The 14254-nt window shown below is 52.6% G+C and carries 10 protein-coding genes; all 10 read left to right on the forward strand.

Translation table 11 applies throughout. The features are described 5' to 3' along the window. The first annotated feature begins 34 nt into the window (after positions 1-34). Complete coding sequence (locus DXC18_RS00560) at positions 35-1132, forward strand: LPO_1073/Vpar_1526 family protein (RefSeq protein ID WP_117716019.1); 1098 nt, start codon at positions 35-37, stop codon at positions 1130-1132. A 214-nt stretch (positions 1133-1346) separates the two neighbouring features. Then, entirely contained in the window at positions 1347-2297 is a 951-nt protein-coding gene (locus tag DXC18_RS00565; RefSeq protein WP_117716020.1) for an Abi family protein, read from the forward strand. Between the two features lie 353 nt (positions 2298-2650). Beyond that, entirely contained in the window at positions 2651-3469 is an 819-nt protein-coding gene (locus DXC18_RS00570) for a restriction endonuclease (RefSeq protein WP_117716021.1), read from the forward strand. A 170-nt stretch (positions 3470-3639) separates the two neighbouring features. Beyond that, positions 3640-4947: a hypothetical protein gene (locus tag DXC18_RS00575; RefSeq protein ID WP_199412157.1), complete on the forward strand. Its 1308-nt coding sequence runs from the start codon at positions 3640-3642 to the stop codon at positions 4945-4947. Positions 4948-5572: 625 nt separating this feature from the next. Beyond that, a complete protein-coding gene (locus tag DXC18_RS00580; protein ID WP_158551914.1) occupies positions 5573-7054 on the forward strand; it encodes an AAA family ATPase in 1482 nt (493 codons plus the stop codon). After that, positions 7054-7812, forward strand: coding sequence for a hypothetical protein (locus tag DXC18_RS00585; protein ID WP_117716024.1), 759 nt, complete (start codon positions 7054-7056; stop codon positions 7810-7812). The genes DXC18_RS00580 and DXC18_RS00585 overlap by 1 nt, the downstream gene beginning before the upstream one ends. Positions 7813-7912: 100 nt before the next feature. After that, a complete protein-coding gene (locus tag DXC18_RS00590) occupies positions 7913-10051 on the forward strand; it encodes a DUF4118 domain-containing protein (RefSeq protein ID WP_117716025.1) in 2139 nt (712 codons plus the stop codon). Then, the gene (locus tag DXC18_RS00595; protein ID WP_117716026.1) at positions 10048-10953 is read left to right on the forward strand and encodes a hypothetical protein; all 906 of its coding nucleotides are present in this window, start codon (positions 10048-10050) and stop codon (positions 10951-10953) included. Before DXC18_RS00590 ends, DXC18_RS00595 begins: the two co-directional genes overlap by 4 nt. Further along, positions 10950-12830, forward strand: a complete 1881-nt coding sequence (locus tag DXC18_RS00600) for a DUF2194 domain-containing protein (RefSeq protein ID WP_117716027.1) — start codon at positions 10950-10952, stop codon at positions 12828-12830. The genes DXC18_RS00595 and DXC18_RS00600 overlap by 4 nt, the downstream gene beginning before the upstream one ends. Next, positions 12827-14254: a GT4 family glycosyltransferase PelF gene (gene pelF / locus DXC18_RS00605; protein WP_117716028.1), complete on the forward strand. Its 1428-nt coding sequence runs from the start codon at positions 12827-12829 to the stop codon at positions 14252-14254. Before DXC18_RS00600 ends, pelF begins: the two co-directional genes overlap by 4 nt.

Raw genomic sequence — 14254 nt, forward strand, 5'->3', positions numbered from 1 at the left:
AAAGGCTCAAAGCAGATTCAGGTTGGTGTCGTAAATGAGCGCAACGACAAATAAGCAAATCCAAAAGGCTGGCGATAATGCAAACCAGATTCAAACGCAGACGTTTGTGCAGAACATCGGGATATCTGAAGAGCGGGTTTATGACATCGTAAGCGCTGCGTGCGACAGGGCTATTGAGTCTTGCCTTATGGAGTCAAGGCTTGCCGTCGAACAGAGGTTGAATAGTTTTAAAGATGAGCTGTATGCCATTGTCGGGAATCAATTACAGCTTTTCGAATCGCTTCGCGAGCCGTCGTGTGCGGCGACGTTAGGTGCAGCCGCAAATGCCGCGGCTAGGACTAACTCCGTTGCTGATCATCAGATGCTGGCTGAGCTTTTAGTCAAACGCTTCGAGTCACCATCGGATCGCCATGTTGCCACTGGGGTAACTAAGGCGATTGAGATTGTCGAGTTTCTTACTGATGAGGAGCTTGCTGGATTGACGACACTGCATGTTGCGCGAGCCTTCACACCTGTGAGTGGCGATATAAAGAAAAGTATCGAGTCTTTAGCTGGGTTGATTGATGTGCTCCCGTTGGAGCTTCTTCCTAGTGGGCAAGAGTGGATAGACGATTTGGATATCCTTGGTGCCGTTAGATCTTCACCTATCGCATCGCTGGTGCCCTATCTCGATATTCAGTTTAAGCAACTGGATGGATATACCGTTTGCGGTGTTAAAGCCGGTTCTGATGAAGAAGCTGAAGCGTTGGATAAGCTTTCAGAAGTGGGTCTACCCGCTAATTTGCTTGTTGAGCATGAATTGAACCCAGGATATAAACGTTTGCCCCTTAGGCATATTAATAATTTTGAAGGGCTATCCCTTTATTCGCCCTCTGATCCTTCAGCGTCGCAAACCGAGCTCAATAGTGATCAAATAAAAGCATTTCGATATATTTGCAGTTTGAGTAAAGATAATTCTTGTGATGAGGTGATTAGGGGAAACCTCAAGAAGGAGATGTTCCGATATCCATCATTGGTTACCCTTATCAATTGGTGGGATTCGATTCGGTTGGCTCTGAGGCTTACGTCTGTCGGCAGGTGCCTCGCGAGTTCAAATGCAAGAAGGCTGAAACCCGAGCTGCCGGAATTCTAGTAACAATCTGCTTCGCTCCGCTAGGCTTCTTTTGCGCGTTGATTTGCTAAATGTGTCTTTAGATTAATCTCTTTTGAACAAATAGGTCTAGTTGTAACGGTCCGCCGGTGGCTCTGCCCTTAATCGTTACCCTTACGGGCTTTCACCTTACAAATTTCCAATGTCAGTTGTTTGTTATCCTGTTCTTTAATAAAGAACGACCGTTGGGGGCGTTATGCACGATAAGCCATGGCTTACTCCTGAACAACAGATTGAGCATTTGGAACGTAAGGGCGTAGCGTTCAGCTTGATGAGCAAACAAGAAGCTCTGAGTTATTTAAAGCATAACAATAATTATTTCAGGCTCCGCTCGTATCGGTGCGGTTTCGATAAGGTCGTTGGTGGAGTAAATGATGGCAAGTATATTGGTCTCGATTTCGCCATGCTCCAGGATCTATCTGTTATTGACTATGAATTGCGGCAAGTCTTACTGCCCATGACAATCGATATCGAGCACTTTTCAAAAGTTGAGCTGCTTGAGAGACTTGGGCGTGACTCCGTTGATCCGTATGAGATTGTCGAGCAGTACCTCTGTGGCAAAAGACGCTCACAGTATGAGGGCGTATCGGGCGGAAGCGTGACGCGCGAAATTGATTCAAGGCTAAATAGCTGCTATATCAATGGTCTTATTTCGGCCTATAGGGAAACTGGTTATCCAGTTTGGGTTTTTACAGAGTTGATTACTTTTGGAACTTTCATTGATTTTTGGTTCTCGGTTTCTCGCTATCTTCATGATGGGGAATTTAGAAGACGCGCCTATGAACTGCAGGCTGTGAAGGGCCTTAGGAATGCCTGCGCGCATAATAACTGTATTATCAATGATCTGAAGTCGGGTAATCCCAGGTATAACGTTTCGTATGACGTAAGAAATGCTGTGACGGCTCTTAAACTCCAAGATGTGAATGTTAAGGCCAAGCTATCAAACGAACGTCTACAGCATATTGCGACTACGTTGTACCTTCACAGTACTATGGCTTCAACCGGGGTAATGACTAATAAAGGAAATCAGCTGCGCAGGCTAGTTGAAAGAATGTATCGCAACGAGAGCTATTATCTTCGTAATGATCAAATAAGAACCGGTTTCGCTTTTATTAGCGGCCTGATAAATGGCTGGTTTGTGAATTAGAAAATAGTCTCTTTTGGGAAACAGGGCTATAGCTATAATACTCACTCACAATACAAAGAAGGTTGAAGCCTTCTTATCGGGGACGCATCCTTTGGGTGTGTCCCCGTTTTCTTTTCATTGAGTAAGACGAACTGTCCGATTGTGACGGGGAACTCCTTATGAGTTCAGTGTTTATCGTTGCGACCCGGTATTCAACATCCACGTTGCTAGTCGTTTTTGGGCATGATCGCTATTTCGTGTAGGCGCTAGGGCCGGCGTGGACCCCTGCAAAATCCGATGGCTATATTTCAGTCAGTTCTCTTATCCTTATAATGCTGTTTCATCGCGTTGATGTTGATTGAAGGTTGCTTCATATGGTCTTTCAAGGATTGCCTGTTTCCGATCCTCCGGAAAACTGGAAGGAGATGGAGAGGTCCGTTGCACAGATTCTGACAGCTTCTGGAATGGATGCTGAGGTTCAGAAAACTATTGCCTTGGCGCGAGGAACTGTAACCGTTGACGTTTTTGCTCAGCCCAAAAAGAGCTTGTATGGGCCAATTATATGCGAATGTAAATATTGGAACACAGCTGTTCCTCAGGAAAAGGTGTTTGCATTTAGCCGGGTAGTTGGTGATAGTGGCGCTTCTCTTGGGTTGTTGATTTCGCGATTTGGGTTTCAAGAGGGGGCTATTAATGCTGCGCGATATAGCAATATTAAATTGTTTTCATGGCCTGAGTTTATTGAGTATATAAAGCCATTTTGGCTCTGTGAGACAACAAGGCGCTGTTTGGGGTTTGGGCGTGTTTTACTAAAATATTCGGATCCCCTGGATGTTCCGACTCATCTTATTGGCGATCAAGGGCGTGCGGAATATAAAAAGCTCATTTCGAAATATCGCGGGCTTGTTCAATTGCTGTCTTCGTTGAGTATTGAGGTTATTTCTCAGGTGGAATATCCTGCAATGTTGCGAGATGGTGACATTGTGCGCGCTGCTGATGCTTTTGTAAATCACTATGCGGACATGCTTCAGGTAAGGACTGCGGATCAATTGTTCACCTTCCTTGTCGACGCTTGCGAACAGGCAATTAATGAATTTGAAAATGTTTTTAACGGATTCGACTTAGATGATACTCCCTATGAAGAGGTTGCTAAATATGCAGACGATTTGATCGAAGCGCTTTTCCCAGAATAGCAGTCTTCATCCAGAGATTCTGGCGAGGAAACCGTCAAGCATACGCTTAGCGTGCTGCTCGACGAGGCGGCGTTCGAGTCAGTCGGGGCAGAGTCTAGATTCAACATGGCTAGGGAGCTTGATTGATCTTCAGTAGAGTCCAATGGGTGGTTGCAACTCTCATTGGACAAATGGATAACCGTGAATATGCGTCAATAATATTGATAGGTCTTTTAGCGATTTACCTACTGGCTAAGGGTAAGTTGTTAAGTGTTATTAAATCGTTTGCCGATGTTGCTAAACTTGCGCTAAATCCCAAAATTCTGGTCCCTGCGCTCATCCTTGTAGCGTACTCCTTGCTTTTGATATACGGTGCGTTTGTTTGCGGGTTTTGGAATACGGGCATCTTGCTGGACACGATTCTTGAAGTTGTATTTGTTGGGTTTCCCTCCATGCTAATTGCGTCCAAGACCACATCGGTTACTTCTATTAAAAATGAATTGATTGTTCCCGAGGTCGGTTTTGGCGCACTAACGTCTTTCTATATCAACTTGGTTTGTTTCCCGATTCTGGTTGAGGTTGTTCTTCAACTAGTTATTTTGTTTTTGGGTATTGGATATGCTCTATATTCATCCAAGCGTGAGCTATCCAATCTACGCCTGTTTGAAAACGCGAGAGCTGTTTTGGGCATCATAGTTTTTGTTGCAGCAACGTTACTGCTCTCAAATACTTGGTTTTCTATGGACTGGGGCGATGAATTAAGCTCGTTATTTCTTTCAATCTGGTACCCAATATTCATCGCGCCTTATGTTCTCGCCCTTGCCTATTATGCCTCGCTAGAATCGATGTCCATGCGGATTAACGTTGTGGGGGAGAACCTGCCTGCAAAGGAGTTTATTAATATCGCAATGGCGTTGCTTCCAAACTTTCGATACATCAGACATTTCAACGGATGGAATGCCCATGAGTATCTAGGGTGTTTAAACCCGTCTGAAAAAGCTTCCTACTTGGACAATTTTAAGCGTGAAATTGACACAGTCGCCGCTAACGCCAACGCTAAGGTTAAGCGGTTTGAATTGGGTAAGGGGAGGAGCGGGTTTGATCAAGATGGGATATGGCTTGACTGGACATATCTGGAAGAGATGAAGTCCTTTCTTTGGACAATTGCAAGCTTGGAGAATCGGAGTTGGATGGAATCCGGCATCTATTCGTCTTTGGATGAGGCGTTTAACTGCTTCTTGCCCAAAGACTGCAACGGATCGTTGCTGCTTTCTCGCGGAAAGGACGCATACGTCTGTTGGGTAATCGATCCATCAGGTTTTGTGTTTGCTGCCGGTTCCAGGGACGGTGCTTTTCCTTTTATGAAATACGAGGGCGATTGCTGCCCAATTACCGACGGTGCGGATATGCTCTCTGGGTTTGTTGATGACAACGGGGATGCTGATACGCGGCTTAAAAACTGGCACTTCAGCTTTTATGTTGATAAATCTTACTTGTGATTACGCTTGAGACTGGATGATTTAACGATGCTTCTCTCTGCGGACCTCGGTGCTCTTTTGTTGCGGCGTCTGATTGACCTGCACCTATTTCGGTGCCTATTTGTTGCTATCGGCCGACCCCGCAGCGCTGGCGTATGTCGGTCTCGCTCAGATAGGTGATATCGGATTGACGGACCCCGAGTTTTCCCTTAAAGTAATCGTTGTGATGAGGCCTTGCGACGGTACGTCCGGCTTGGTCCGCGGGAACCGCCGGAAGGCGGTTTTTGCGTTTAAGGGATGTTTTGGTAAAGACTTCGTTGCGCTTTCCTGCTTAGAGCGCTCGGTTTTTATCGTTGCTTTCGAAAGTATGCGGTAAATTCCGGAACCCCCGAGCACATCACCTTTATCGCACTAAGAAACCGCAGGTAAACGCGTTGTCGCCATTTGACGTAGTCGACCTGTCCTAATTTTGCCGCATACTTCTGGTTTTATCCATCGTTGCGGTCGATCGACCTTCAAAACAATTCGATTAGCAAGACTTTCGAGGATAATCATTTCTAGATTTCGTAATAATTTATAACTAATTCGATAAAATATATCGATATCTAGTATGATTGTCAGCAACTTCCACGCTAGGAGACTGCTGATGGTTCGTATTGTTCAGATCGCGTTGCATGATTTTAAGAATATTGCCTTTGGCGAGATTGCCTTTACGAAATCGAAGCCCGGCTCTGCCTTTGTGCCCGGGACGGACGTTATAGGCATTTATGGCCAAAATGGCTCCGGCAAGACTTCTGTAATTGAGGCGATTGACCTGGTCAAAACCCTGATGACGGGTGCCGCGTATGACAGGCAGAAAGTTCTCGACTGCTTTTATCCTGGCAAAGACTCTTTTTCAATTGACATTGAGTTTAACATTGATACCGCGGATGAATTATTTCTTACGTTCTACACCGTCACTTTTTCGCGTAGAGCAGACTCTGCTTGGATTTCGCACGAAAAAATGGCTGTAAAACAATTTAATGTCGATAAAGACAAATGGGGCTCTAAGAGGACTCTCGTGGAGCTTGTTCAAGAGGCCCCCGAGTCTGCCGCGGAGGTTCTGCCCAGAAATCGCTGGTCCCATCTTTTGAACGCGGATCAACAGCTTAAGATGTCGATGTTGGTTTCGCTAGGTGTTCTTCAGCGGGGCAACATGTCCCCCATGCTTTCCATACAAACTGTAAAATATCTGATCTCGCTTTTTGCCTGCGATTTCAATCTTTATATGAAGGAGGAACCTCCGGAGCAATTGCAGATTAATGAGGCGGTGTACGAGCTGCAATCGGCTTCTTTCAAGAGTGCCCATCAAGAGATTCTCACTCCGCTGTATTGCCTGCTCGCCGAGCTTGGGCTTTATTTCCGTTACCGAGTCAATGTGTTTACGACGCTGGCAAATGCAACTTGCAGCTTAAACGTACTTTCGATGGATATTATCGATGACCGCGTGTTTGGCCAGAAGGGTCACCTTTCTGTCAATCTTTTTAAGCCCGCTGTTATTAAGGACGATGATTTCCCAGCTGTTTCGTCTGCGATTAAGCGCGTGAGCGGATTAATTGGCACGCTTGTACCGGGCCTTTCCATCGAGGTTAAAGTCATTGGATCTCAGCTTTTGGATAAGGGCGATTCACCCGCCAAGCAAGTCGAGTTCCTTTCTTGCCGCAATGGGGTCGAGATTCCACTGCGCTGTGAATCTGAGGGCGTAAGAAAACTCATCTCTTTCTCGCTCTGCCTTATGGAAGTCCATTCGTACTCTGACGCATTCCTTGCAATTGACGAGCTCGACTCGGGCGTATTCGAATTCCTCTTGGGGCAGCTTCTTTCCGTGCTTGAGTCGTTTGGCAAGGGGCAGCTCTTGTTTACTGCCCACAACCTACGTGTTCTTGAATTGCTGCCGGCATCAGAGATTCTTCTGACCACTGCAGATCCTGATAATAGGTTTGTTCGCTTTAAGGGTGTTAAGCCCACCAATAACATGCGTGACCAGTACTTGCGCGCGATTAGCCTTGGCGATAGCGGGCAGCGTTTGTACGATTCGACGGACAGGTACTCGATCGACGCCGCGCTCTGCTTGGATGGAGACGAGTAATGGGCGCTACCAAGTTCGTTCTGTTTATCGTCGAAGGCGAAACTGATGAGCTGGCATTGGGTCGTGCTCTTACAAGTTTGTTTGCAAGCGGGGAGCATCCTGGTCCTCGTTTTGGGATTGTGCGCGGCGACATCACATCGGTACATGCTCTCGGTGCAGGAAATCCCGCTTCGACTATTAAGAGGCGGTTGGTTGATACCGTGAAGGAATTTCTCGCTAAGGACAAATTGCGTGTCACCGATTTAGACGCCATTGTGCTGTTGTCCGATACCGATGGTGCATTTATCGATGATTCGCTGGTTGTCTTTGATGAAGATGAGCCTCGTTGTTCCCCTCGTTGTTCCTATTTTGAAGATAGAATCGAAACGTCGAACGTCGCCTCGCTGCGTCAGAGAAATCAATGTAAATCTTCGTGTCTTAAGACGTTATCTAGGACGCATGAGCTGACCTGTAATAAAAGGAAGATTCCTTTCAAAGCTGCATATATGTCACGCAACCTTGAGCATGCTTTGTCCGATTATTCGGGTAGGGCAACGCAGCAGAAAAAGTATGATCTGGCGCGCAAGTTTTCAAAAAAATACGGTACGGACGTTATTGGTTTCTTGGAGCTCCTTACGTTCCTTGCTCCCGTTGGCTCATATCAGGATAGCTGGGTTTATGTCGCGCGGGACAATAACTCTCTTTTGAGGGGTTCCAACATGAAGCAGACGCTCGAGGCTTTGCCCTCTAGTCCAATCAAAGCTGTCTCCTCCCTCTAAAGATGTTCTTAAAACAGCCTTAAGGATTTTGGACATATGCGTTGGCAGCGTACAATACGCATGTTTTGCATGATTGAAATCTGATGAAGGGGAGTACGCCATGGAGGTGCTGGTTGTTGGCAACACCGCATATGTTGACGATGACTTTTGCGCCAAGGCATTCCCTGGGGACCACGTTAAGGTTGTAGCCGCGCAGGAAGCGCGCCGCGATGAGTCGTCGCCCCATGCCTCGTGGAAAGAGCTGCTCCAGCACTTGGAGCAGGCCTACGAGTTCGACCGCGTGGTCTACCTGTCTAATTACCTAACCCCGCATACCGATACCGTGTGCGATATCGAGCTGCTGCGCTCGGTCTTTCGTACGTGCGCGGGTCGCCGGATCCAGCTGTTGTATATAGCAGGTCCCGCGGGTGCCGAGGGTGCCGCCGATGCCGCGGGGCGAACGGGCAAGGGCATTATCGCGCACGCAGCCAACGACCTGTGCCGCTACTACGCTGCTCGCGAGGGCGTTCAGACTAAGATCCTGCGCGTGCCGTTCCTGTATACCGCGTCTGCCGCGCTGGAAGACCCGTTTTTGGTGCCGCTGTTCGACGCGTGCTCAACCGGATCGGCCGCTCTGCAGGGCGCGCAGGATGCGGCGTTTCCCCTGCTGTGTGCCGAGGAGCTTTCGGTGCTGGTACGCCGTATCTTCGACAGCTGGAATGGTAACTTTGAGACGCTCGACGTAGTCGATACCTTCCATCACACGGTGGGTGAGGTGGGCGAGGCCCTTCAGGCACTGTTCCCAGGACTCTCGGTTGCCTATGGCGATTCTGCCGGCTACGCCCTGCCTGCCAGCGACGTCGCTCGCGTGCGCTATGGCTGGTTTCAGCGCTACGACTTGCTACGCGACCTCTCGACCATTCAGGCTCGCTGGGATGCTGGTCGTGCAAAGAAGGTCAACCCCTTGCGCGCGGCCATCGACCGCATTCAAATGCGCACGCTGCCTGTCAAATGCCTGGAGACGGCAGTCGCCTGGGTGCTCTTTGAAGTGCTGGAGCGCTTGTTCTCTCAATCGACCCAGCTCAACGTGCTCGATTATCGCCTGCTCTACGTGGTGCTCATCGGCACGCTGTATGGCTTGGACTTTGGCCTGGTTGCGGCGCTGCTGGCGTCGGTGGGTTTGGCCGCGAGTTACTTTACTCTGTACGGCTATACCTTCCAGGGCCTGTTCTACGAGCCGTCCAACTGGCTGCCGTTTATTGCGTACTTTGTTGTGGGTGCCGTGTGCGGCTATGTGCAGCTGCGCAATAGCGAAGCCATTAGGGCGGAGCGTGATCAAAACGAGCTCGTGCGCAACCGCAATACGTTTCTTACGCAGCTCTACCACGATGCCATCGAGGACAAGCGCACATACAAGCGCCAGATTGTGGGGCGTCAGGATAGCTTTGGCAAGATCTTTGCCGTGACGCAAGAGCTCGACGTGCTCAATCCGCGCGACATCTATCGCAAGTGCTGCGAGCTCATGGGTGAGATTCTGGAAAACGATTCGGTGGCGATCTACCACGTTTCGGGCGGGGCGTTTGCACGTCTGGTGGCGGCGAGTCCCGTGATTGCCGAAGACGCCACGCGCTCGTTTTCGCTTGAGCAGCTTGCGCCACTTTTGGGCGGCGGGGGTCGTTCGAACCTGTGGGTGAATCGCGAATTGACGCCGGGGCTGCCCATGTTTGGATACTCGATCGAGCGCGACGGGGCACCCGCCGTGTTGATCTCTGTGCGTCGTGCGGCTCAGAATCAAATGACGCTCTATTACCAAAACCTGTTCCGCATCTTGTGCGGCTTGGTCGAAAGCGCGCTGGGGCGCGCCTTTGACTATGAGGCGGTGGCGCAGGATAAGCGCTGCGTTGACGGCACTTGCGTGCTCAAGCAGGCGGCCTTTGGCCAAGAGCTCGCGGCCGAACAGGCGCTGGCAGACGGTAAGATGGGGAGCTTTTTGCTCCTGCGCGTGGTGCCGGGCATGGAGCCTGTCGGCGAGCTGGTGGGCGCGATTGGTTCGGCTATCCGCGAGAACGATGCGGCGGGCTTGGTCGACGGCGACGTGCTCTACCTGCTTATGCGCCAGGCAAAGGCGTGTGATCTTCCCATTATCCGCGAGCGCCTGAGCGCAAAGAAGATTGCGGTGGAGCCCGTCGACGGCGAGGACATCGTGGCGTTGTTGCAGCACATCTCTTACACCGGTGCCGGTGAGGGGGGTGCCGCTTGATCTCGCTTGTCGTTGCTGCCGTCTTGCTGCTGATTCATGCGCTGGTTTGCCTGATGCTGTGGACGCTCATGAAACTGGGCCTGCTGCCGGTGCGCGGGCATATGCTGGCTGTGATAGTGCTGGTGCCGCTGTGGGGCCCGCTGTTGGTGGCACTGCTTTCGGTCCGCAGCGCCGTGTTTGGCGAGGGGCTGAAAGAGTCTGCGCTGGAGTCGCTGCGCTTCAACGACGACTTGCATCGCAGTATGTCGGTACCGAGTGGTGAGGACGATGCAGGCGTAGTGCCGCTCGAGGAGGCGCTCATCGTCAACGACCCAGCATACCGGCGCCGCCTAATGCTCTCCATGCTCACCGAGGAGCCCGACGCGTACTTGGCGCAGCTGCAGGCGGCTAAGCTTAACGACGACGTTGAGGTGGCGCACTATGCCGCGACGGCGGTGGCGCAGATCTCCAAGGAGTCCGACCTTAAACTGCAGCAGCTGGAGCGTGCGTTTAAGACCGATCCCAGCTCGCATAACCTGGATGCGTATTGCGACTTTTTGGGCGCCTATCTGGACTCGGGTTTGGCGGAGGGCCGCGTGGCACAGATTCAGCGTCAGCAGTATGCACGCTTGCTCGCGCGCCGTTGCGAACGCGAGGACGGGCCGGCGTTGCGCATCCGCTATGCCACGGCGCTGGCCGATGCCGACGAGATCGATAAGGCAGAGGACGTCGCGAGCCAGTTGGTGATCGATGCGCCAGACGAACAGGACGTGTGGATGCTCTGCCTGCGCTTGGCTGTGATTCGTCGCGATGGGCAGGCGGTACAGCGCGTAATCGATGCGATCGAAAAGCAGCATGTGTATTTGAGCGCCGACAACCGCGAAAAGTTGGCATTTTGGCGCGACGGGGAGGAGGCCCGATGAGCGTGGTGCAACATATCCGCGACCGTGCAGGCCGCTTTCGTTGGATGGGACTGCTCGTAGTGTGGGCTGTTTTTATCGTCATGGCCGCCGTGCTGCTGATCGAACGCGCCGGCGTGCAGTACAGTGCGGGCCAGCATAAGCTGGGGATGCTTTCCGCCAACGATGCGGTGCCGGCCTCCTCGGCAATCTTTGGCCAAAAGCCCACGTGCCTGGTCATTACCGATTCCGATCAAGCTGGTGTCGAGGACGTAAAGGAGCAGTTCGACCAGATCCTGCTCGACATGAAGATCGCGCACCGCGACGTGGACCTTGCCCTGGACGGCGCGGATGCCATTCCCTCGCTGACCTCTTACGATCGCGTGATTTTGCTCATGCCGTCGCTCGATGGGCTCGGTACGCACCTGACCGATATTATGAGCTGGGTGAGTGCCGGCGGTTCGCTTATGCTTGCCATGCCTCCGGATAACTCGAGCTATCTGCAAGTGATTGCCCCCAAGCTTGGCATTGAATCAGCCGGATATGACTATGTAAAAGCCGAAAGCATTGTGCCGAGCGAGGACTTTATGCTGGGCGGGGGAGATCGCTACGAGCTCTCGGACCCCTTTGATTCGTCGCTTTCGGTTTCGCTGCGCGAGACGGCTCGTGTGTGGGCTAAGACCGGCGATGCGGGCGCCCCACTCATTTGGTCGAACGATTGCGGTAGTGGGCGCACCGTGGTGTGCAATATTGGCATCTACGACAAGGTCATGCGTGGGTTCTATGCTTCGGCCATAAGCCTGCTGGGTGATACCACGGCCTATCCGGTCATCAACAGCGCCGTGTTCTATCTGGACGACTTTCCCAGTCCTGTGCCCTCGGGCGATGGCACTTATATCAAGCGTGACTACGGCCTTTCCATTGCGGATTTTTACACCAAGGTCTGGTGGCCCGATCTGCAAAAGCTCGCGCAAAAATATGGCATTCGCTATACCGGCGTGATGATCGAAAACTACGAGGACGCGGTCAACCAGACCGAGCCCGCGCGCCAACCCGATACCACGCAGTTCCGCTATTTTGGCGGCATGCTGCTGCAGATGGGCGGCGAGCTGGGCTTTCACGGCTACAACCATCAGCCGCTTGCGCTCTGGGACACCGACTATGGTACGTTGTACGTCTACAAGACCTGGAAGAACAAAGAGACGCTCGTCGCTTCGCTCAACGAACTTATCGCGTTTCAAGACGAGGTCCTGCCCAATGCTCATGGCTCGGTTTACGTGCCGCCGTCGAATATCCTTTCGGCCCGCGCGCGCAAGCTTATCGGTACCGATGTTCCGCGAATTAAGACCATTGCCAGTACCTATTTTGAGGATGGCACCGACCTGCCGTACGTGCAGGAGTTTGGCGTGGCGAGCGATGGCATTGTGGAGCAGCCGCGTATTGTTTCGGGCGGCATGGTCGACGATTCCTATATGCGCCTGGCAGCCGTGTCCGAGCTCAACATGCACTACGTGAGCACGCACTTTATGCACCCGGACGATCTGCTCGATCCCGATCGTGGTGCCAAGGAGGGCTGGGAGGTCTACAAGGGCGGCCTGGTCGACTACCTGGAGTGGCTTACCAAGTTTGCGCCCGACCTGCGGCACCAGACGGCGTCGGAGTGCTCCGGTGCCATCCAGCGCTTTTCGTCGGTGACGGTGAGCGTGGATACAAGTGCGGATGCCTGGACGCTCAGCTTGGGCAATTTCCATGACGAGGTGTGGCTCATGTTCCGTGCCAACAATGGCGAGCCGGGTGCAGTCACGGGTGGCGAACTGACGCACCTTACGGGCAATCTGTATCTGCTCAAGGCAAATGATAAGACCGTGACGATCGAGCGCAAGGAGGGTGGCGACAAATGAGGATCTGCTTGGTACTCGAGGGTTGCTACCCCTATGTGCACGGCGGCGTGTCCACGTGGATGCATGGCTACATTACGGCCATGCCCGAGCACGAGTTTGTGCTGTGGGTGATTGGCGCACATGCCGAGGACCGCGGCAAGTTTGTCTACGAGCTGCCCGGCAACGTGGTCGAGGTGCACGAGGTGTTCCTGGACGATGCCCTGCGGCTTTCGGGCGAGCAGCACGAAGCCAGTTTTGACGACCGCGAGCGCGAGGCGCTGCGCCGCCTGGTGTCGCTCTCCAATCCGGACTGGGACGTGTTGTTCGATATCTTTCAGCGCCGTCGCGTGCACCCGCTCTCGTTTTTGCAGAGCCGCACGTTTATGGATATCTTTCGCTACGTGTGCCTGGCCGAGTACCCATACACGCCCTTTGCCGATGCATTCCACACCATGCGCTCCATGCTGTTGCCCGTGCTCTACCTTCTGGGCAGCGAGGTGCCGGTGGCCGATCTGTACCATGCCATCTCGACCGGCTACGGTGGCCTGCTCGCCTGCCTGGGCTCAAGCGTTCACCATGCGCCGGTGCTGCTGACCGAGCATGGCATCTATACCCGCGAGCGCGAGGAAGAGATCATTCGCGCCGATTGGGTGGTGCCGTCGTTTAAGGACCGCTGGATTCGCTTTTTCTACCTGCTTTCGGAGGAGATCTACCGTCGCGCCTTCCGCGTGACGAGTTTGTTCCATAACGCCCGCAAGACGCAGATCGATATGGGCTGCGATGCGGACAAATGCCTGGTCATCCCCAACGGCATCCAGTTCGACCGCTTTAAGGACATCCCCTTAAAGCCCGATGACGGCTGGGTGGACATTGGCGCGGTAGTGCGTCTGGCGCCCATCAAGGACGTCAAGACCATGATCTATGCCTTCTTTGAGTTGCACGAGCGCCTGCCCAAGGTGCGCCTGCACATCATGGGCGGCGTGGACGACGAGGAGTACGGCGCCGAGTGCCACGCGCTGGTCGAAACCCTGGGCGTGCGCGACCTGATCTTTACCGGCCGCGTCAACGTGGTCGAGTACATGGAAAAGCTCGACTTTACCATTTTGACGAGCATCTCCGAGGGCCAGCCGCTCAGCGTGCTGGAGTCGCTTGCAGCGCGCCGTCCCTGCGTGACGACTGAGGTGGGCTGCTGCCGTGAGTTGCTCGAAGGCGCCCCGGGCGACGACTTTGGCGTGGCGGGTTTTGTGACGCCGCCCATGTATCGCAAGGGATTGGCCGATGCCATGGAACGCATGTGCACAAGCCGCGCCCGCCGTATTGAGATGGGGGAGCGCGGCCAGCGTCGCGTTGCCACGTACTTCTTGCACGAGCAGATGCTCGCCAACTATCGCGCGCTGTACGACGAGACGGCATGTGCGTTTAACCTGCCCAGAGAGGGGGAGTAG

This window comes from Collinsella sp. OM08-14AT, from assembly GCF_003438115.1.
Taxonomy (GTDB): Bacteria; Actinomycetota; Coriobacteriia; order Coriobacteriales; family Coriobacteriaceae; genus Collinsella.

Bases quoted from the DNA above. Each gene is read 5' to 3' on its own strand.
- DXC18_RS00560 (WP_117716019.1), top strand. From the start codon at position 35: ATGAGCGCAACGACAAATAAGCAAATCCAAAAGGCTGGCGATAATGCA.
- DXC18_RS00565 (WP_117716020.1), top strand. From the start codon at position 1,347: ATGCACGATAAGCCATGGCTTACTCCTGAACAACAGATTGAGCATTTG.
- DXC18_RS00570 (WP_117716021.1), top strand. From the start codon at position 2,651: ATGGTCTTTCAAGGATTGCCTGTTTCCGATCCTCCGGAAAACTGGAAG.
- DXC18_RS00575 (WP_199412157.1), top strand. From the start codon at position 3,640: ATGGATAACCGTGAATATGCGTCAATAATATTGATAGGTCTTTTAGCG.
- DXC18_RS00580 (WP_158551914.1), top strand. From the start codon at position 5,573: ATGGTTCGTATTGTTCAGATCGCGTTGCATGATTTTAAGAATATTGCC.
- DXC18_RS00585 (WP_117716024.1), top strand. From the start codon at position 7,054: ATGGGCGCTACCAAGTTCGTTCTGTTTATCGTCGAAGGCGAAACTGAT.
- DXC18_RS00590 (WP_117716025.1), top strand. From the start codon at position 7,913: ATGGAGGTGCTGGTTGTTGGCAACACCGCATATGTTGACGATGACTTT.
- DXC18_RS00600 (WP_117716027.1), top strand. From the start codon at position 10,950: ATGAGCGTGGTGCAACATATCCGCGACCGTGCAGGCCGCTTTCGTTGG.
- pelF (WP_117716028.1), top strand. From the start codon at position 12,827: ATGAGGATCTGCTTGGTACTCGAGGGTTGCTACCCCTATGTGCACGGC.